Origin of the sequence: Phaeobacter italicus, from assembly GCF_001258055.1 — a bacterium.
Classification (GTDB): Bacteria; Pseudomonadota; Alphaproteobacteria; order Rhodobacterales; family Rhodobacteraceae; genus Phaeobacter; species Phaeobacter italicus.
Map to the genome: position 1 here is coordinate 361,237 of NZ_CVRM01000022.1, position 18,043 is coordinate 379,279.

Annotated in this window: 18 protein-coding genes; 13 read left to right on the top strand and 5 right to left on the bottom strand. The window is 59.1% G+C overall.

All coding sequences use genetic code 11. The features are described 5' to 3' along the window. Positions 1-1,338 carry an oxygen-independent coproporphyrinogen III oxidase gene (hemN, locus tag NIT7645_RS10520; RefSeq protein WP_050687001.1) on the bottom strand — a complete coding sequence of 446 codons (1,338 nt, stop codon included), beginning with the start codon at positions 1,336-1,338 and terminating at the stop codon, positions 1-3. A gap of 61 nt (positions 1,339-1,399) precedes the next feature. Here hemN and fnrL point away from each other — a divergent pair, with 61 nt between their 5' ends. Continuing rightward, complete coding sequence (fnrL, locus tag NIT7645_RS10525) at positions 1,400-2,140, top strand: transcriptional regulator FnrL (protein ID WP_008559190.1); 741 nt, start codon at positions 1,400-1,402, stop codon at positions 2,138-2,140. A 61-nt stretch (positions 2,141-2,201) separates the two neighbouring features. Here the strand turns inward: fnrL and NIT7645_RS10530 are convergent, their stop codons facing one another. After that, a complete protein-coding gene (locus NIT7645_RS10530; RefSeq protein WP_008562472.1) occupies positions 2,202-3,041 on the bottom strand; it encodes a universal stress protein in 840 nt (279 codons plus the stop codon). A 204-nt stretch (positions 3,042-3,245) separates the two neighbouring features. On the opposite strand from NIT7645_RS10530, the gene ccoN reads away from it, so the two are divergent. The 8 genes from ccoN (at position 3,246) to ccoS (ending at position 11,590) form a co-directional block, all read left to right on the top strand. Further along, complete coding sequence (gene ccoN / locus NIT7645_RS10535) at positions 3,246-4,856, top strand: cytochrome-c oxidase, cbb3-type subunit I (RefSeq protein ID WP_050687110.1); 1,611 nt, start codon at positions 3,246-3,248, stop codon at positions 4,854-4,856. 13 nt (positions 4,857-4,869) lie between these two features. Next, a complete protein-coding gene (ccoO, locus tag NIT7645_RS10540; protein WP_050687003.1) occupies positions 4,870-5,598 on the top strand; it encodes a cytochrome-c oxidase, cbb3-type subunit II in 729 nt (242 codons plus the stop codon). A 12-nt stretch (positions 5,599-5,610) separates the two neighbouring features. Continuing rightward, entirely contained in the window at positions 5,611-5,808 is a 198-nt protein-coding gene (locus tag NIT7645_RS10545) for a CcoQ/FixQ family Cbb3-type cytochrome c oxidase assembly chaperone (protein WP_008559541.1), read from the top strand. Continuing rightward, on the top strand, positions 5,805-6,674 hold the full coding sequence (gene ccoP, locus NIT7645_RS10550; protein ID WP_008560667.1) for a cytochrome-c oxidase, cbb3-type subunit III: 870 nt from the start codon (positions 5,805-5,807) through the stop codon (positions 6,672-6,674). Before NIT7645_RS10545 ends, ccoP begins: the two co-directional genes overlap by 4 nt. A gap of 630 nt (positions 6,675-7,304) precedes the next feature. Beyond that, positions 7,305-8,744 (top strand): cytochrome c oxidase accessory protein CcoG, encoded by a 1,440-nt coding sequence (gene ccoG, locus NIT7645_RS10555; protein WP_037302662.1) that lies wholly within the window; start codon positions 7,305-7,307, stop codon positions 8,742-8,744. Next, a complete protein-coding gene (locus NIT7645_RS10560; protein ID WP_046211839.1) occupies positions 8,741-9,211 on the top strand; it encodes a FixH family protein in 471 nt (156 codons plus the stop codon). The genes ccoG and NIT7645_RS10560 overlap by 4 nt, the downstream gene beginning before the upstream one ends. Before the next feature lie 6 nt (positions 9,212-9,217). Then, positions 9,218-11,398: a heavy metal translocating P-type ATPase gene (locus NIT7645_RS10565; RefSeq protein ID WP_050687005.1), complete on the top strand. Its 2,181-nt coding sequence runs from the start codon at positions 9,218-9,220 to the stop codon at positions 11,396-11,398. 33 nt (positions 11,399-11,431) lie between these two features. Further along, the gene (gene ccoS / locus NIT7645_RS19285; protein ID WP_008561556.1) at positions 11,432-11,590 is read left to right on the top strand and encodes a cbb3-type cytochrome oxidase assembly protein CcoS; all 159 of its coding nucleotides are present in this window, start codon (positions 11,432-11,434) and stop codon (positions 11,588-11,590) included. Between the two features lie 77 nt (positions 11,591-11,667). Here the strand turns inward: ccoS and NIT7645_RS10570 are convergent, their stop codons facing one another. The 3 genes from NIT7645_RS10570 to NIT7645_RS10580 form a co-directional block, all read right to left on the bottom strand. Next, a complete protein-coding gene (locus NIT7645_RS10570; protein ID WP_050687007.1) occupies positions 11,668-13,284 on the bottom strand; it encodes a D-alanyl-D-alanine carboxypeptidase family protein in 1,617 nt (538 codons plus the stop codon). 296 nt (positions 13,285-13,580) lie between these two features. Beyond that, complete coding sequence (locus tag NIT7645_RS10575; RefSeq protein WP_050687009.1) at positions 13,581-13,907, bottom strand: hypothetical protein; 327 nt, start codon at positions 13,905-13,907, stop codon at positions 13,581-13,583. Positions 13,908-13,978: 71 nt separating this feature from the next. Next, positions 13,979-14,692, bottom strand: a complete 714-nt coding sequence (locus tag NIT7645_RS10580; RefSeq protein WP_037302664.1) for an HAD family hydrolase — start codon at positions 14,690-14,692, stop codon at positions 13,979-13,981. Between the two features lie 88 nt (positions 14,693-14,780). Here NIT7645_RS10580 and clpS point away from each other — a divergent pair, with 88 nt between their 5' ends. The 4 genes from clpS to hemF all read left to right on the top strand — a co-directional run bounded on the left by clpS (position 14,781) and on the right by hemF (position 17,954). Continuing rightward, entirely contained in the window at positions 14,781-15,122 is a 342-nt protein-coding gene (gene clpS / locus NIT7645_RS10585) for an ATP-dependent Clp protease adapter ClpS (protein ID WP_037302665.1), read from the top strand. Between the two features lie 14 nt (positions 15,123-15,136). Further along, positions 15,137-16,129: a class I SAM-dependent methyltransferase gene (locus NIT7645_RS10590; protein ID WP_050687012.1), complete on the top strand. Its 993-nt coding sequence runs from the start codon at positions 15,137-15,139 to the stop codon at positions 16,127-16,129. A gap of 99 nt (positions 16,130-16,228) precedes the next feature. Next, positions 16,229-17,032 (top strand): SDR family NAD(P)-dependent oxidoreductase, encoded by an 804-nt coding sequence (locus NIT7645_RS10595; RefSeq protein ID WP_008560396.1) that lies wholly within the window; start codon positions 16,229-16,231, stop codon positions 17,030-17,032. A 28-nt stretch (positions 17,033-17,060) separates the two neighbouring features. Next, on the top strand, positions 17,061-17,954 hold the full coding sequence (hemF, locus tag NIT7645_RS10600) for an oxygen-dependent coproporphyrinogen oxidase (RefSeq protein ID WP_046211844.1): 894 nt from the start codon (positions 17,061-17,063) through the stop codon (positions 17,952-17,954). Positions 17,955-18,043 lie beyond the last annotated feature (89 nt).

The following is an 18,043-nucleotide window of genomic DNA, read 5'->3' on the forward strand; positions in this document are numbered from 1 at the left end:
TCAGATTGCCGGTAGCGCGTAGCGGTCCAACCGGCTTGCAATCATGCGGGCAAAGGGGCGGGCCTCGGGTTTGATTGCGATGCCGTGCTCGTCTCGCTGTAGCATTTCCGACAGCCCGGTTGCGATCTGATCCAGGTACAGGTCCAGCACCGCAACCGGCATGTCCAGATCCCGCGCAAGCGACGTGCCCGACAAATGCAGGTCGCACAGCAGCCGCTCGATCATCTCGCCTCGCAGCTTGTCGTCGTTCTTGAAGACGTGACCGCGGGTTGTGGCGTGATGACCACCTGCAATCGCCTGTTCGTACCCTGAGGTGCTGATTTCGTTCTGACAGTAGCCTTGCGGGAACCGGGATACAGCCGAGGCGCCAAGCCCGATCAGCACATCGTTGGGATCATCGGAGTAGCCGCGGAAATCCCGGCGGAGCCTCCCAAGCCGGTTGGCAATCGCCAATCTGTCATCAGGGCGGCTGAAATGATCCATTCCGATAGGCTGGTAGCCATCCCACTGAAGTAGCCGCTCGGCCGTTTCAAACAGGCGCAGGCGGTCCGGAGGCGGCGGCAGGGCTTCGGAGGGGATCATGCTCTGGCGTCGTGCGAGCGCCGGGACGTGGGAGTAGTTGCAGACTGAAAATCGATCTGGCGACAAAGACAGCAACATCTGCAAAGTGTCGGTCAGTCGCGGACCGGTCTGATGTGGCAGGCCATAGAGCACGTCAAATGTCAGCTGGCCGATGTGGTGCGCGCGCAGATCTTCGACAACGGCTGACACCCTGTCAAAGCTGAGCGTCCGTCCAATCGCGGCCTGGACTTCGGGATCAAAGTCCTGAATGCCCATGCTGACACTGTTGACCCCGGCAGCCTGCAAGGCCGCGACCCGGTCAAGATCGACATCGTTCGGATCCACTTCAACCGCGAATTCGTAATCCGACGCCAAAGGTATGGCAGAGGTCAGGGTTGCGCAGAGGTCCGCAAACACATCCGCAGGGAGAATCGTTGGTGTTCCGCCGCCGAAATGCAGCCGGGATACAGTTGTGCCGGGCGGAAGGGATTGTAATACAAGTGAAATTTCCCGTTTCAAAGCCTCGACATACGACCGGATCGGGCCATCGCTCTGGCTGCTTTGCGTGCGGTAAGCGCAGAACCAGCAGAGTTTGCGACAGAATGGCACATGCAGGTAGATGGAGATGGAGCTATTCGCAGGAATGGAGCTAAGCCATTGACGTTTAAGCCCAGAATTGACCTCTGGGCTGAAGTGTGACACCGACGGATAGCTTGAATAACGCGGGGTCTTTGCGTCGAATAATGCGCGCGTCGCCAATTGTGATTTTTGCTCCATCCGGCTAACCTAGTTTCTGATCCCGGCTCCTAGCCTTGACCCAGATCAAATCGGACCAGACATGAACGTTCCAACCATCCAAACCTTTGATTGCGGTGATTGCCCCATCCGCCACCGGGCTGTCTGTGCCCGCTGTGATTCCGACGAGCTGGAGGCGCTGGACGCGATCAAATACTACCGGACCTATGATGCCGGTCAGTCGATTACATGGTCTGGCGACCGGATGGATTTTGTAGGCTCGGTCGTGTCCGGGATTGCGACCCTGACCCAGACGATGGAGGACGGGCGCACCCAGATGGTGGGTCTCTTGCTGCCCAGCGATTTTGTGGGGCGGCCGGGGCGGGACACTGCGGCCTACAACGTCGTTGCGACCTCAACCGTGGTGATGTGCTGTTTCCGCCGCAAACCTTTTGAAGATCTGATGTCGCGCACGCCCCATATCGCTCATCGTCTGCTGGAGATGACGCTGGATGAACTGGACGCCGCCCGCGAGTGGATGTTGGTTCTGGGGCGCAAGACTGCGCGGGAGAAAATCGCGAGCCTGTTGTCCATTCTGGCGCGACGGGACGCATCGCTGCGACCCGAAAAGGACAGCAACCGCCGGGTTTTTGACCTGCCGCTGACACGCGAAGCGATGGCGGATTATCTCGGCCTGACGCTGGAGACCGTGAGCCGCCAGGTTTCCGCCCTGCGAAAGGACGGCGTGATTGAGCTGGAAGGCAAACGCCATGTGACCGTCCCTGACATGGGGCGCCTGATGGAAGAGGCCGGTGATGACAGCGACGGGGGCGGCTTCCTCTGAGGTTGTTCAAACGAAAAGGGGCCAATCGGCCCCTTTGTTGTTTCTGCCAGCTTACCTGCGCTTAATGCGCCATCAGAACCGGCACCTTTGCCTTTTCGAGCATATTCCGTGTCGCGCCACCAAGGATCGCCTCGCGGAAGCGAGAGTGGCCATAGGCCCCCATCACGATCAGGTCTGCAGCGGTATCCACCGCATGCCGGTTCAGCACATCGGACACCCGAGTCATTGATTTGCTCAGCACGTCGATTTCGCATTTCACCCCGTGGCGCGACAGCATCTGGCAAAGCAACCCGCCAGGATCAGAGCGCTCCGGCCCGTGCTGAGGCGGATCAATCACCACGACACGGACAAGGTCAGCGGCCTGCAACATCGGCAGGGCCTTGCGGATGGCAGTCATCGCCTCGATGCTTTCGTTCCAGGCAACCAGAACGGTTTTGGGACGCTCCGGCAGGGTGACGTCATCAGGCACCACAAGAACCGGCGCGCGACCTTCAAACAGGGCGCTTTCGACAATTGCCTCGGCCTCGGCCGGGCGGTCCTTGCCATAGGGTTGGCTTAGCACCACCAGATCGGAAAATCGGGCCAAGCGGGCGACATGGCGCCCGAGATCCGCGATCTGGGCAACACCGGTTTCCACGTTGAAAGCGACGCCAGATTGACCAAGACGTTTGGTCACGGTTTTTTCAATTTCTCCGACCTCTTCCTTGGCCCGGGCAAGGGTCTCTTGCAGCACCATGGCGTTTGCACCGGCGTAGTAATATCCGGTCTGGGTGCGGTCGACACCAAGGCAGAGCGCATCTGCATGGCCGTCCACCTGACGGGTAAGGGAGATGGTCTGTTCCAGCTGGGTCGCCGTATTGGCGGGGGTGGTCAGGACGGTGAGTATGGTTTTGTAGGACATGTCAGCCTCGCAAGTCTCAAGGGCGGCGGCGAAGTTTGGTTTTTTCGCGCTTTCGCTGCATCATGGAACTGCATGTCACATTCCGCCTTTACGCGTCTTGATGCAGATCAAGGCATGCATGGGCGCATTTTTGCATTCAAAGCACATAAAAAGTTGGTCCGGCACGCCCCAGAGAATCGTGGTGGACAAGGAAAGGGACGCAAGATGTCTAATTATATCAAGCTAATAGCGCTTGGTCTGATCACGCTTTTCGCGATGATCGCGACCAATTACGCGCGGGATTTGGCCTACCAGGTGCATGCGATTATCGTAATGCTCGTTGCTGGTGGGCTTTTTCTCTACACTCTCCGCCATACTGATGAACCTGTTGCTGCGACCGGATCGTTGCAGAGGGAGTATTTCGACAGTGTGGTCCGCTACGGTGTGATCGCCACCGCCTTCTGGGGCGTTGTCGGCTTTCTCGTCGGTGTCTACATCGCCTTTCAGCTGGCCTTTCCGGTCCTGAATTTCGATTGGGCCCAAGGCTTTGCCAATTTTGGACGTCTGCGCCCGCTGCATACTTCTGCAGTGATTTTTGCATTTGGTGGCAACGCGCTGCTGGCAACTTCATTTTACGTGGTCCAGCGGACTTCGGCAGCCCGCCTCTGGGGCGGCAATCTGGCGTGGTTTGTGTTTTGGGGCTATCAGCTGTTCATCGTTCTGGCGGCGACCGGTTATCTTCTGGGCGGTACCCAGTCCAAGGAATATGCAGAACCCGAGTGGTATGTTGACCTGTGGCTGACCGTTGTGTGGGTTGCCTATCTGGCCGTGTTCCTGGGCACCGTCATCAAACGCAAGGAGCCGCACATCTACGTGGCAAACTGGTTCTACCTTGCGTTTATCGTCACTGTCGCCATGCTGCATGTGGTGAACAACCTGACCATTCCGGTTTCGATCTGGGGTTCCAAATCCGTGATCGTCTGGGCTGGCGTTCAGGATGCGATGGTTCAGTGGTGGTACGGCCACAATGCGGTGGGCTTCTTCCTGACCGCGGGTTTCCTGGGCATGATGTACTACTTCGTGCCGAAGCAGGCCGAACGTCCGGTTTTCTCGTACAAGCTGTCGATCATCCACTTCTGGGCGCTGATCTTCCTGTACATCTGGGCGGGTCCGCACCACCTGCACTACACCGCGCTGCCGGATTGGGCTTCGACCCTTGGCATGGTGTTCTCGATTGTTCTGTGGATGCCCAGCTGGGGTGGCATGATCAACGGCCTGATGACCCTCTCTGGCGCCTGGGACAAGCTGCGCACTGACCCGGTCATCCGGATGATGGTGATCTCGATCGGCTTTTACGGCATGTCCACCTTTGAAGGCCCGATGATGTCGATCCGCGCCGTGAACTCGCTGTCGCACTACACCGACTGGACCATCGGTCACGTTCACTCTGGTGCGCTTGGCTGGAACGGCATGATCACCTTTGGTGCGCTGTACTTCCTGGTGCCGGTTCTGTGGAAACGTGAGCGTCTCTACAGCCTCAGCCTGGTGTCCTGGCACTTCTGGCTCGCCACTATCGGTATCATTCTTTACGCGGCATCCATGTGGGTGACCGGCATCATGGAAGGCCTGATGTGGCGTGAAGTCGATGCCAACGGGTTCCTCGTGAACTCCTTTGCAGACACCGTGGCAGCCAAGTTCCCGATGTATGTGGTTCGCGCTCTTGGTGGGGTCATGTTCCTCGCTGGTGCCCTGATCATGTGCTACAACCTTTGGATGACCGTACGACGGGCACCGGCCAAAGAGGCCAGCCTGACCGTCGCGGTTCCGGCTGAATAAGGAGGGCCGGACAATGGCAATTCTCGATAAACACAAAATCCTCGAGACCAACGCGACCCTCCTGTTGGTGTGCAGCTTCCTGGTTGTCACCATCGGTGGTCTGGTCCAGATCGCACCGCTGTTCTGGCTGGAAAACACCATCGAAGAGGTGGAGGGCATGCGTCCTTACACCCCGCTGGAACTGGCAGGTCGCGATATCTACATCCGTGAAGGCTGCTATGTCTGCCACAGCCAGATGATCCGCCCGATGCGCGATGAAGTCGAACGCTACGGTCCCTACTCTCTGGCGGCGGAGTCGATGTATGACCATCCGTTCCAGTGGGGCTCCAAGCGGACCGGGCCGGATCTGGCTCGCGTGGGCGGCCGCTATTCGGATGAATGGCACGTCGACCACCTGCGCGATCCGCAGTCGGTTGTCCCTGAATCGGTGATGCCCAAATATGGCTTCCTTGAGGACAAGATGATCGACGGCAAATACATCGGTGATGTCATGGCCGCCAACGCCTTTGTTGGTGTGCCCTACACCGACGCGATGATCGAAAGCGCGCAGATGGACTTCCGTGTTCAGGCGGATCCGGATGCAGACTATGACGGCCTGCTGGAACGCTATGGTGAGGGGATCAACGTGCGCAACTTCGATGGCCAGCCCGGTGTTTCCGAGGCGGACGCGCTGATCGCATACCTGCAAATGCTGGGGACTTTGGTTGATTTCTCGACCTTTACCCCGGTCGCTAACCGCTGATTGGAGGCAGAGATGGATATCTATTCGCTGCTAAGACAATTCGCGGACAGCTGGATGCTGCTGTTCCTGTTTATGTTCTTCATGGGCATCGTGGTCTGGGCGTTCCGCCCAGGTTCAACCAAGGTCTACAAGGACACCGCCAACATCCCGTTCCGGCATGAAGACAAACCCGCCCCAGAAATGGGTAAAGCCGAGGAGGCGCGGTCATGAGCAAAAAAGTGAAGAAGTTCGACGACGATCCGAACACAACCGGCCACAGCTGGGACGGTATCGAAGAATTCGACAATCCAATGCCGCGCTGGTGGTTGTGGACATTCTACGCCACCATCATCTGGGGCATCGGCTATACCATCGCCTATCCCGCTTGGCCTGGCATCCAGGCAGCGACTGCAGGCGTGCTTGGCTGGAATTCCCGCGCCCTGGTGGCTGAGGAAATCGCAGCCGTCGAAGAGGCCAACGCGCCGATCAACGCCCGCCTGGTGGAAACCGAGCTGACCGAGATCGCCGCTGACGCGGATCTGAACGGCTATGCCGTCTCGTCCGGTGCTGCGGTTTTCAAGACCTGGTGTGCCCAGTGTCACGGTGCTGGCGCTGCGGGTGCCAAGGGCTATCCGAACCTTCTGGATGACGATTGGCTTTGGGGTGGCACGATGGAGGACATCCACGTGACCGTCACCCACGGTATCCGCAACGAAGAGAGCGACGAAGCGCGCTACTCCGAGATGCCTGCCTTTGGCCGGGACGAGCTGTTGGAAAAGGAAGAGATCGATCAGGTCGTGAATTTTGTCATGTCCCTGTCGGGTGAACCGCAGGACGCATCCAAAGTGGACGCAGGCGCGGTGATCTTTGCCGACAACTGTGCATCCTGTCACATGGAAGACGGCACTGGTGACCGCTTCCAGGGGGCACCAAACCTTGCGGATGCGATTTGGCTCTATGGTGGTGACTACGACACCCTGACCGAGACGATCTACAATTCCCGCTATGGCGTGATGCCCCCGTGGAACACCCGCCTGAGCGAGGCCCAGATCCGAGCGGTTTCTGCCTATGTGCACCAGCTGGGTGGTGGTGAATAACCCACCGTTGCCTGAAACAATCGAAAGCCCCGCCAATCGCGCGGGGCTTTTTCTTTGGTCAATTTGCATGCTCTTGATTTGCATCAAAGCGGCCGTGGCAGCGCCGTCTTAAACATAACGGTGAGAGTTGCACCCGCCTGAGGGCCTGACCCCAAGGCATGGGTGTTCCCATCCCGCCGCCGCGTGTTTGGCAGGTGGGGCAGCGTCGGCTTTTCGATCTGTTCGCGCGTTTCCTGGAAAGCCGACGCTCATTTTTCCGCCGCCGCTGCTGACCCCGCGCAGGCGGTTTTTCCGTGTCAAGATATGGCTTTGCATGACCCCTGTGCGCAAACGGGGTTTTGCCCTATGCTGCAGCTCATGCAGGTGGTCACAAATGCGCGAGTGTCGGGCCTGCGCTCTGGTGTCACATTGCGGCAGGGCGCCGCGCGACAATTGGGGTGCGGGATTTTAGGTCATTGCTTTAAAAGGGAAATTTCAGAATTTCCTGTCGTGGACACAATGCCACGCCCCGTTGACCACGCCCGCGCAACGCGAAAGATGCGTTCTGCATATGCGTTTGATCCACGTCAAGGTTAGCGCCTGACGCATCTGGGACAACCGCACCCATAACGCAAGATTTGGAGTGAGTCCGTGAGCGATTCCGATCCCGCCCCCAGCCTGTACGCCCCGAGAGAGCCGATTTTCCCACGCCGTGTCTCGGGCGCGTTTCGTAATCTGAAATGGTACATCATGGCCGTGACGCTGGGGATCTACTATCTCACGCCCTGGATCCGTTGGGACCGTGGACCGGCTCTGCCGGATCAGGCGGTGCTGCTCGATCTTGCCAACCGTCGGTTCTATTTCTTCTGGATCGAGATCTGGCCACATGAATTCTATTTCGTTGCCGGGCTCTTGATCATGGCAGGCTTGGGCTTGTTCCTTTTCACCTCGGCTTTGGGTCGGGTGTGGTGTGGCTACGCCTGCCCGCAGACTGTCTGGACCGATCTCTTCATCCTGGTGGAACGCTGGATCGAAGGCGACCGGAACGCGCGTCTGCGTCTGCACCGACAAAAGAAACTCGACTTCCGCAAGGCACGGCTGCGGGTCACCAAATGGGTGGTCTGGCTGTTGATCGGCTTGGCAACAGGCGGTGCCTGGGTGTTCTATTTTGCCGATGCGCCGACGCTCTTGCGGGATCTCGTGACCGGCAATGCCCATCCGGTTGCCTATACCACGATGGCGATCCTGACCGGGACGACCTTCTTCTTTGGTGGTTTTGCCCGCGAGCAGATCTGTATCTACGCGTGCCCCTGGCCGCGCATTCAGGCCGCGATGATGGACGAGGACACGCTGACCGTAGGCTATCGGGAATGGCGTGGCGAACCGCGGGGCAAAGCCCGCAAAACCGATGAGCCCGGCACACAGCACGGTGATTGCATCGACTGTATGGCCTGCGTGAACGTCTGCCCGATGGGCATCGACATCCGCGATGGTCAGCAGATGGAGTGTATCACCTGTGCGCTGTGTATTGATGCCTGCGACGACATCATGGACAAGATCGGCAAGCCGCGTGGCCTGATCGATTACATGGCGCTGAGCGACGAGGCCAACGAACGGGCAGGCCAGCCTCCCAAGAGTGTGTGGAAACACATCCTGCGTCCGCGCACCATCATGTATACCTCGCTTTGGGGCGCAGTTGGCCTGGCGCTGCTGTTTGCCTTGTTTATTCGCTCGGACATCGAATTGACGGTCGCACCGGTCCGCAACCCGACCTTTGTCACGCTTTCCGATGGGTCGATCCGCAACACCTATGATGTGCGTCTGCGCAACAAAACCGGAGAGCCGCGTCCGTTCGAGCTGTCGCTCAAGGGCGAAGGTGAATTGCAAATGACGCTGGAAGGGGTCGATGGTACCATCGTTGACGTCCCAGCCGATACGAGCCTCTTGCAGCGCGTCTATATTGTTGCGCCCAAAGGATCCGACGCAGCGCAGGCCCGCAGCACGCCGGTTCGCATCTGGGTCGCGGATGTGGCAAATGGTGAACGTGCCTTCAAGGACAGCAGCTTCAACGGAAAGGGAGCGGACCAATGAGCGAAGGAAAACCCGCGCGACAGTTCACAGGGTGGCACGCGCTGATGGTCTTTGGCGGTGCATTCGGCATCATCATCGCGGTCAACATCGCACTGGCGGTGAGCGCAGTCAGCACCTTTCCGGGGCTTGAGGTGAAGAACAGCTATGTGGCGAGCCAGAGTTTTGACGCCCGCCGTGATGCACAAGAGGCGTTGGGCTGGTCTGTCTATGCCTCTGCCGCAGGCGATCAGATCAAGCTGGAAATCACCGATGCAGATGGTGCGCCGGTCGAAGTGGCTGCGCTGTCTGCCACCTTGGGGCGGGCGACCCATGTCAAAGATGACCAGACCCCTGATTTCCGGTTCGACGGCAAAGCCTATGTTGCTCCGGCTGAGCTGAGCCCGGGCAATTGGAATATTCGCATGAAGGCGCGCGCCGATGACGGGACCGAGTTTGAACAGCGGGTCATCCTGCATGTGGCGCGGTGAGCTGACATGACGACTGCAGTGCGCCCGCAAATGGCCGTATGTCCCGGCTGTGTCGCGGCCCCCAACGGGGCCGTGGATGACGCACCAACCGAGGCACGTCTGGCGCTGTCATTGCCGACCATTCATTGCCAGGCCTGCATCTCAACTGTCGAGCGCGGTCTCAATGCGCAACCGGGCGTGCGCAGCGCGCGGGTGAACCTGACCCTGAAACGGGCTTTGATCGAAGCCGACCCAGACATGAAGGCGGCAGACCTGATCCCGGTTCTGGAAGGGCTTGGTTTTGAGGCTCACGAACTGGACATCGCGGCGCTGAGCGCAACAGAAACCGACAAGGCCGGGCGCGAATTGTTGATGCGGCTTGCCGTCGCGGGCTTTGCTGCGATGAATGTGATGCTCTTGTCCGTATCGGTCTGGTCCGGGGCAAGCGACGCAACCCGCGATCTGTTTCACTGGATTTCGGCCGCGATTACCTTCCCCGCGATTCTGTTCTCTGCCCAGCCGTTCTTTCGCAATGCCTGGCAGGCGCTTCGGGTCAAACGTCTGAACATGGACGTGCCGATTGTCCTGGCCTTGGTGCTGACGCTGGTTACTTCCTTGTGGGAGACATCTCTGTCGGGCGAACACGCCTATTTCGATGCCGCGCTGACACTTACGTTTCTGTTGCTCGCGGGTCGCTATCTGGATCACCGCACCCGCGCCGTGGCGCGCTCAGCGGCCGAGGAACTGGCGGCACTGGAGGTGCCACGGGCGCTTCGTCTGGATGATGGGGGAGAGCCCGCCGAGGTGGCGGTTGGTGACTTGGCGGTGGGAGACCACATTCTGGTGCGTCCGGGTGGCCGTATGCCGGTGGACGGGCAGGTCGTGGAAGGCCAGTCTGAACTGGACCGTTCTTTGCTGACTGGTGAGACCCTGCCTGTCTTTGCGGAGGCGGGCAGTGTCGTTTCTGCCGGTGAGGTCAATCTGACCGGGCCGCTGGTCATCAAGGCGACGGCAGTGGGTAAAGAGAGCTCTCTGCATCAGCTCGCGGATCTTGTCGCCATCGCAGAATCTGGTCGCTCCCGCTATACGTCGCTCGCGGATCGTGCTGCCAAACTCTATGCGCCCGGGGTGCACATCCTGTCGGCATTGGCGTTTCTTGGTTGGTATCTTTTCACCTTTGACATGCGTGTGGCGCTGAATATTGCGGCGGCGGTTTTGATTATCACCTGCCCCTGTGCATTGGGGCTGGCGGTTCCGGCGGTGACAACGGCGGCGTCCGGTCGGCTCTTCAAACGAGGAATGCTGATCAAGGATGCCACCGCACTTGAGCGGCTGGCAGAGGTGGACACCGTGGTCTTTGACAAGACCGGCACCCTGACAAACGGCACCCCGCAGGCTGACGACTTTTCGGCCCTCTCGCCGCAAGATCAGCAGCTGGCCTATGCGCTCGCGCGCGGTTCGGATCACCCGCTGTCTGTTGCGATCTGCAATGCCGCCGAGGCCGCCAATGTCGCACCTGCACCGGTGACCGAGTTGCGCGAAATTCCCGGCTTTGGCACCGAAGCCATGCATGATGGAACGCGCGTGCGCCTGGGGCGCGCGGCTTGGGTTGGGGCCGAGGCTGGCAGCAAGACGGCGGCTTTCCTTGACCGGGGAGACGGGGCGGCGCAGTCGATCACCTTTTCAGACAGTCTGCGCCCCGGCGCGGCAGAGGCCGTATCGGCGCTGCTGGAGGCAGGAAAGGAGGTCTGGCTGATCTCTGGCGATACAGACGGTGCCGTGCGCGATCTGGCGCAGCGCCTTGGGATCACCAACTGGGTTTCCTCTGCGCTTCCTCAGGACAAATCTGCGCGGATCATGGGGCTGTCAGAGGCCGGCCAGCACGTTCTGATGGTGGGCGACGGGCTGAACGATACAGCGGCATTGGCTGCTGCGCATGTGTCGATTTCCCCTGCGTCCGCCCTTGATGCAGCGCGGGTGGCCTCGGACATCGTTTTGTTGGGGCAGGATCTGTCGCCGATCGCAGAGGCCTGCAGCGTTGCACAAAAGGCGACCCGCCGGATCAGCGAGAATTTCCGGATCGCGACGCTTTACAATGTCATTGCCGTGCCGCTGGCAGTCGCTGGGCTCGCCACTCCCTTTGTTGCGGCCTTGGCGATGTCCACCTCGTCGATTACGGTGTCCCTGAACGCCTTGCGCTTGCGCTGAATGTGACTGGCGCGCTGACTGGAAAGCCCTGACATGAGTGTTTTGTCCTATCTCATCCCGATTTCGCTTCTTCTCGGAGGAGTTGGCCTTGTGGGGTTTCTCTACACGGTACGATCAAACCAATATGACGATCCCGAGGGGGATGCACGGCGCATCCTGAGTGATGAATGGGATGATCATCCCAAACCCTGATCCGGTGGATAGAACAGACACGAAAAAGGCGCCGCTTGGGCGCCTTTTTTGATGGATGGTGGTGTCTGTGTTTGGCGTCAGGATGGACCAACCGTCTCGCAGCTGATGTTGCGGGCTGTGAGGCGACGACAGGCGAGGGCTGCGCTTTCCTTGGTCATGCCCAGGAAATTTGCGTCGAAACCGCGGGGCGTTTTCACCACCTTGCGCAAGGAACCGTCCAACGTTGCCATCTCAGCCAGTGCTGTGCGCAGGAGCACCTTTTCTGCCTGATAACGGCTGCCGTAGCGTCCGACATTGATGCCCCAGTAGCGACCGCCAGAGGTGGAAAGGCGGGTCACGATCACAGGTTCCGGATCTGCTGCATCCTGGCTTTCGGCGAGGCGGGCAGGGCGCGCCTGTGGGCGCAGACCGGTAAAGGGACGGGGACGTGCCAAGGTCTGCGCAATGGGTGTCGTCGGTTGCGCAGCAACAGCAGAGACGATTTCTGCCTCTTCAATGGCGGCGGTGATGCTGGCGCGCAGAACGTCGCGATCCAGCTGCGGCGTGGCCTCCGCTGCGAGAACGTCGGTCGCCAGCACTTCGGCTGCCTGCGCTTCTGCGACTTGCTGCGCGATGGCCTCTGCGTCGACTTCAGTGTCTGCTTCCGCCAGCAGGGTGGCTGGTTCTTGTGTCTCGCTCTCTGGTCGTTGTTTCGGTCGCAGGCTGGTTTTGACAAGGCCGGACACGCGCACTGTTTTTCCTGCGGTGCCGTCAGCGTTTGCGACCTGAGTGCCAAGCCCCCGGTTGCCCTGATAAGGCGGCTGCGCCGGGCGGCGCAGTTTTGCGTGACTGGGGGCCCGGCGGAACCCCAGATCCAGAAGTTCAGCAACCTTTGCATTGCGCGAGGTCGAGGACTTGCCGCCAAACACCGTCGCGATTACCCGTTCGTTGCCTCGCTGGGCTGACGCAACCAGATTGAAACCGGCAGCGCGAGTGTAACCGGTTTTGATGCCGTCAGCACCACGATAAGCCGCAAGCAGTCGGCGGTTGGTGTTTGGCACCGTGCGCACCCCGGCATCGGCTGATTTGCGAGAGAACAGATTGTAGTATTCGGGATAGTCATAAAGGATATGACGCCCGAGTGTCGTCATATCTCGCGCCGTGGACATATGGCCATTCTCGGTCAGACCATGCGCGTTCTTGAATGTGGTACGCGACATGCCAAGCGCCTTGGCTGTACGGGTCATGCGCCGTGCAAAGGCAGCTTCGGATCCGGACAGTGTTTCACCAATTGCCGTGGCTGCGTCATTTGCGGATTTGATGGCTGCGGCGCGGATGAGATAGCGAAATGCAATGCGTTGACCTGCCTTGAGGCCCAGCTTTGATGGAGGTTCCGCTGCCGCGTTACGGCTGATTTTCACCTTGGTGTCGAGAGTGATCTCGCCGTTTCGGACGGCCTCAAACGCAATGTACAGCGTCATCATCTTGGTCAGAGACGCCGGGTGCAAACGGGTATCGGCGTTGCGGGAGTGCAGCACCTCACCGGTGCGCGCGTCAATCACCATCGCAGCATAGGGTGCCGCACCAACATTGGGAGGCGCAGCCATGATCATGGTGAGAAAAACAACTAGTCCCAAGACCCAACGCGACAGCCGGTGCGATACCTGCTGCGCAAGGATCAGCGGAGTCCGCCTGACCTGCACGTTATCTGCCATCTATGCCTCTATGCCGTCGGTTTTCCGACTGACTTTTTTTGCCTGATTAGCAAAACCCTAACACAGGGGCAGTTCCGAATAAACCTTGAGGTTTTTTACATAATTTCGTGAACAGGTGAGGTGTTTCGATATCTAGTGGATGAAAGTCGCACCCTCCACTAAATGCGCTGTTGGTTAATGAAAGGTTAGCAAAAAAACCTTGCAGAACTGCTGTCATCCTGCCCGGAGCGGCGGCAGTTGATGCCACCGCGCAACAGCCAAGCCCTACCTGTCATCGCTGGGGTGCGCAGATGGCGCTAAACCTCGTGGGTGCCGGTGAAGTAGAAGGGGCCGGAATAGATGAGTTCCAGCGAAAAATGGCAGTTTTGGGGAATCATCGCCATGACCGCAGCTTTCAGCGAATCCAGCAGCCTGTTCGAAAAGGCGTCGTCGCGATGGGCCTTCACCAGCAGCGCCACCTTGATGTCGACGTGTGTGTGGTGATGCGCGTCTACGCGAAAGGCGCGGCCCTTACAGGCTCCTGCGCCATCGTCATGTTCAAGAATGATCTGTTCAATGCGTTCCAGAATGGCGGGCGCGTCGAGGGTGATATCTTGGGTATATTTGATTTCTGCGTGAGGCATGATGAAGGCCGTCCGAACTGTCGAATGTTATGAAATGTCGTGGTGTAATGTGATGAAGGCTTACGGCCGGACTACCCGATACCGGCCACAAGATCGGGCAGGGCAGAGAGGTCGGCAATTTCGCGGTAGCGTGCGCTGTGTTCGGGAGCGGGGGCATATTCCACCTCCCACACCAGACCATGCGGCACATAGGTGCCCCAACCTCCTGCATCGATGACAGGAACCACGTCAGAGCGCATGGAATTCCCCACCATCATTGATCTCTCGGCTCCGTCGCCGTGACGCGCAAAGATGTCGGTGTAAACTGCGGGGGTTTTCTCGGACACGATCTCTACCCCGTCAAACAGCTCTCCCAGACCAGACTGGGCGAGCTTGCGCTCCTGATCCAACAGATCCCCCTTGGTGATCAGAACCACCCGGTGACTGTCGGCGAGTGCCTCCACCGCGGTTTGTGCTGCAGGCAGCAGTTCGATCGGATAGGACAGCATCATCTGCCCTGCCGTGATCAATTCCTGGATGACGCTGGCAGGCACCTGTGCCTCGGTCACGTCGATGGCGGTTTCGATCATCGACAGCGTGAACCCCTTCACCCCATAGCCGTAGCGGCCCAGATTGCGTTTTTCAGCTGCCAACAGGCGTTCGGAGAGCGACCGGGAATCAACCGTGTCAGGAACATGATCCATCAGCAATTCGGCAAAGCGGTCCTGCGTGACACGGAAAAACCGTTCATTATGCCAAAGGGTATCGTCGGCATCGAAGCCGATTGTTGTCAAATTTCGGGTCAATCGAACACGCTCAATCCCTTTTCCTATCCGTCAGAAACGCTATATAAGCGGGACACCAAAATCCATCCATGATCGGAATTCAGTGCCCATGCTGCCTACGCCAGTAATGATGTCGGACCATTCAGATGACGATACCGAATTCGGTGTCCTGACCAAGACCCGACCGAAGACACAGCGTCCGCCGCGGTACAAGGTGCTGCTGTTGAATGATGACTACACGCCAATGGAATTTGTCGTCATGGTTCTGGAGCGGTTTTTCAACATGACCCACGCCGAGGCGTTCGAGGTCATGCTGACCGTTCACAAGAAAGGCGTCGCTGTTGTGGGTGTCTTCAGTCATGAAATTGCCGAAACCAAGGTTGGGCAGGTCATGGATTTTGCGCATCGTCACCAGCATCCGCTGCAGTGCACGATGGAAAAAGAAGAATAACGAGGCCCCAGAACATGTCTATTCGCCTGTCCCTGGCCGTCGAGACGGGCGGATTTTCCGTGCCCGAAACTGGCCGCATCGCTGTTTTCAATCCGGCCTCGGGTCTGGATCTGTCAGATTTGCCTAAAGAAAGGGTGCTGATTGTCCAGCCATTCGCCCCCGATCATGAAATCTTTGCCGCTGCAGGGTATACCTGTTCGCCCGATCTGCCCGGGGATGATCGCTTCGCCGCTGCGGTGGTGTTCCTGCCCCGCGCCAAGGCTTTGGCCCGTAGTCTGATTGCCGACGCAACCGCGGTCTGTGATGGCCCTGTCCTGATTGATGGCAACAAGACTGACGGAATCGATTCGATCCTGAAGGCACTGAAACCCCGCGCAACCCTCTCCAGCGCGATCTCAAAGGCCCACGGCAAGGCGTTTTGGTTTGAGGCGGCGTCTGCTGATCTGGCAGATTGGCGGGCTGGTCCGCAGCAGATCACAGGTGGGTTTACCACGGCACCAGGTGTCTTTTCTGCAGATGACATCGACCCGGCCTCGGCCCTTCTGGCGGCGGCGTTGCCTGAAAAGCTGGGGCGCAATGTCGTCGATCTGGGGGGCGGATGGGGCTATCTGTCTGCCGAAATTCTCAAACGGGAAAACGTTCAGTCTCTGCATCTGGTCGAGGCTGATCATATTGCCCTGTCTTGTGCGCGGCAGAATATCTCTGATGACCGGGTCCAGTTTCACTGGGCTGACGCGCGGGGATGGAAAGCACCAGACCGGGTTGATTGCGTCGTTTCCAACCCACCCTTCCACACCGGTCGCGCGGCAGAGCCCTCGCTTGGGCAGGCCTTTATCACTGCGGCCTCGGGCATGTTGGCGCCTGCGGGCTCTCTTTGGTTGGTGGCCAATCGGCACCTGCCATATGAGACCACCCTGGCAGAGCAGTTTGCCGTGGTAGAAGAGGTCGCGGGTGACAATCGGTTCAAAGTGCTTCACGCCAGCCGTCCGCGTCGGCATCGCCGCTAAGGGTGCCGCAATACGATGGTTTCCTTGCCGCGCCCTGCAGTTTAGGTTGCCACTAGCGTGCAGCGCCTCGCGCGGCAGGGAACATGACGGAGGTCATTCATGTCTTTTTCCATCTCTGGCAAAACCGCCATCGTAACCGGTTCATCTAGCGGGATCGGTTTGGCAATCGGCAAGCAATTCGCCGCTGCCGGAGCAAACGTGATGTTTGCCGATACGGATGAGGCCGCGTTGTTGGCAGAGCTGGGCACGCAGGCAGACGAAAGCAATATCCGCTATTTCGCCGGAGATCTGCGTGAACGACTGACGATTGCAAACCTTTTGTCGGCAACCATTGATGCCTTTGACGAGGTGGACATTCTGGTGAATGGCGCGCGTCAGGTGGTTCAAACCGATCCGCTCGATCCCGAAGATCAGTCGCTCGAATTGCTGCTCAATCAAACCCTTCTGCCGACCATGCGGCTGTCGCAGCAAGTGGCGCGCCGAATGATCAAACAGGGCGAAGAACGGGACAACGGTGGCCCGAACGGGGCAATCATCAACTTGTCCTCCATTGCGGCACGCAGATCACATCCCGAACTGATGGCCTATTGCGTTGCCTCCGCCGCGTTGGATCAGCTGACACGCTCTCTGTCGGTCTCGCTGGCGCCGCATCGGATCCGGGTGAACTCTATTGCGTTTGGTTCCGTCATGAGTGCCTCGATGCAGGCAACGCTCAAGGACAACCGGGCCTTTCGCCAGGATATCGAACGACACACCCCCTTGGGGCGGATTGCTTCGCCAAGCGAACTCACTGAGGCCGCACAGTTCCTTGCATCGGACGCGGCTGCCTTCATGACCGGTCAGATCGTCACGCTTGATGGTGGGCGCACGCTGCTCGACACCGTCGAAGTCCCCGTCCACTAACGCCCCCACCGTTGCCAGAGGTTGCGCAATGAGCACTGACATGATCGACGAAAAGGCTCGCGCCGCGGCCTGGTTCAAATCCCTGCGAGACAGCATCGTTGCCGCGTTTGAGGGGCTGGAAGACAGCCATGACACGGGCCCGTTCAGCGACCAGCCTGCCGGTCGTTTCGATGTCAGCGAAACCAAACGGACAGCAGAGGATGGAAGCGACGCGGGCGGCGGATTGATGAGCGTCATGCGCGGTGGCCGTGTGTTTGAAAAGGTGGGCGTCAACATTTCAGAAGTCTACGGCACCCTGGGCGAGCGCGCGCAGCACGCGATGGCCGCGCGCAAGGGTATTCCGGGCATGAAGGATGATCCCCGGTTCTGGGCCTCTGGGATTTCGCTGGTGGCGCATATGCAGAACCCGCATGTGCCCGCGGTCCACATGAACACCCGGATGTTCTGGACGCCCCACGCCTGGTGGTTCGGCGGCGGTTCGGATCTCAACCCTTGTCTGGAATATGACGAAGACACGGCACACTTCCACCATGTGCAAAAGCGTCACCTCGACCCTCATGGCGAAGATCTGTATCCCCGCCTGAAGGAATGGGCGGATGACTATTTCTACATCCCCCACCGCAAGCGGGCCCGCGGGGTCGGCGGCATCTTTATGGACGATCGAAACTCTGGCGATTGGGAGGCGGATTTCGCCCTGACGCAGGACATCGGACGCGCGTTTCTGCCGGCTTATCTGCCCTTGGTGGAACAGCGGCGCACGCTTGCATTTGGTGCGGCAGAAAAGGATGCCCAGTTGGTGCATCGTGGGCTCTATGCGGAATACAATCTCGTCTATGACCGGGGCACCAAATTCGGCCTTGAAACGGGTCATGACGCCAACGCCGTCCTGATGAGCCTGCCGCCGCTCGCGAAATGGATCTGATGGGCGTGCAACCGCTCCTGCGGTTTATCGCTGATCTTTCGGTTGTTTGTCCTTGGTGATTGCCCGGTGGTGGCAAACAGGCTCTACTA

Bases quoted from the DNA above. Each gene is read 5' to 3' on its own strand.
- hemN (WP_050687001.1), bottom strand. From the start codon at position 1,338: ATGGAGCAAAAATCACAATTGGCGACGCGCGCATTATTCGACGCAAAG.
- fnrL (WP_008559190.1), top strand. From the start codon at position 1,400: ATGAACGTTCCAACCATCCAAACCTTTGATTGCGGTGATTGCCCCATC.
- NIT7645_RS10530 (WP_008562472.1), bottom strand. From the start codon at position 3,041: ATGTCCTACAAAACCATACTCACCGTCCTGACCACCCCCGCCAATACG.
- ccoN (WP_050687110.1), top strand. From the start codon at position 3,246: ATGTCTAATTATATCAAGCTAATAGCGCTTGGTCTGATCACGCTTTTC.
- ccoO (WP_050687003.1), top strand. From the start codon at position 4,870: ATGGCAATTCTCGATAAACACAAAATCCTCGAGACCAACGCGACCCTC.
- NIT7645_RS10545 (WP_008559541.1), top strand. From the start codon at position 5,611: ATGGATATCTATTCGCTGCTAAGACAATTCGCGGACAGCTGGATGCTG.
- ccoP (WP_008560667.1), top strand. From the start codon at position 5,805: ATGAGCAAAAAAGTGAAGAAGTTCGACGACGATCCGAACACAACCGGC.
- NIT7645_RS10560 (WP_046211839.1), top strand. From the start codon at position 8,741: ATGAGCGAAGGAAAACCCGCGCGACAGTTCACAGGGTGGCACGCGCTG.
- NIT7645_RS10565 (WP_050687005.1), top strand. From the start codon at position 9,218: ATGACGACTGCAGTGCGCCCGCAAATGGCCGTATGTCCCGGCTGTGTC.
- ccoS (WP_008561556.1), top strand. From the start codon at position 11,432: ATGAGTGTTTTGTCCTATCTCATCCCGATTTCGCTTCTTCTCGGAGGA.
- NIT7645_RS10570 (WP_050687007.1), bottom strand. From the start codon at position 13,284: ATGGCAGATAACGTGCAGGTCAGGCGGACTCCGCTGATCCTTGCGCAG.
- NIT7645_RS10575 (WP_050687009.1), bottom strand. From the start codon at position 13,907: ATGCCTCACGCAGAAATCAAATATACCCAAGATATCACCCTCGACGCG.
- clpS (WP_037302665.1), top strand. From the start codon at position 14,781: ATGCTGCCTACGCCAGTAATGATGTCGGACCATTCAGATGACGATACC.
- NIT7645_RS10590 (WP_050687012.1), top strand. From the start codon at position 15,137: ATGTCTATTCGCCTGTCCCTGGCCGTCGAGACGGGCGGATTTTCCGTG.
- NIT7645_RS10595 (WP_008560396.1), top strand. From the start codon at position 16,229: ATGTCTTTTTCCATCTCTGGCAAAACCGCCATCGTAACCGGTTCATCT.
- hemF (WP_046211844.1), top strand. From the start codon at position 17,061: ATGAGCACTGACATGATCGACGAAAAGGCTCGCGCCGCGGCCTGGTTC.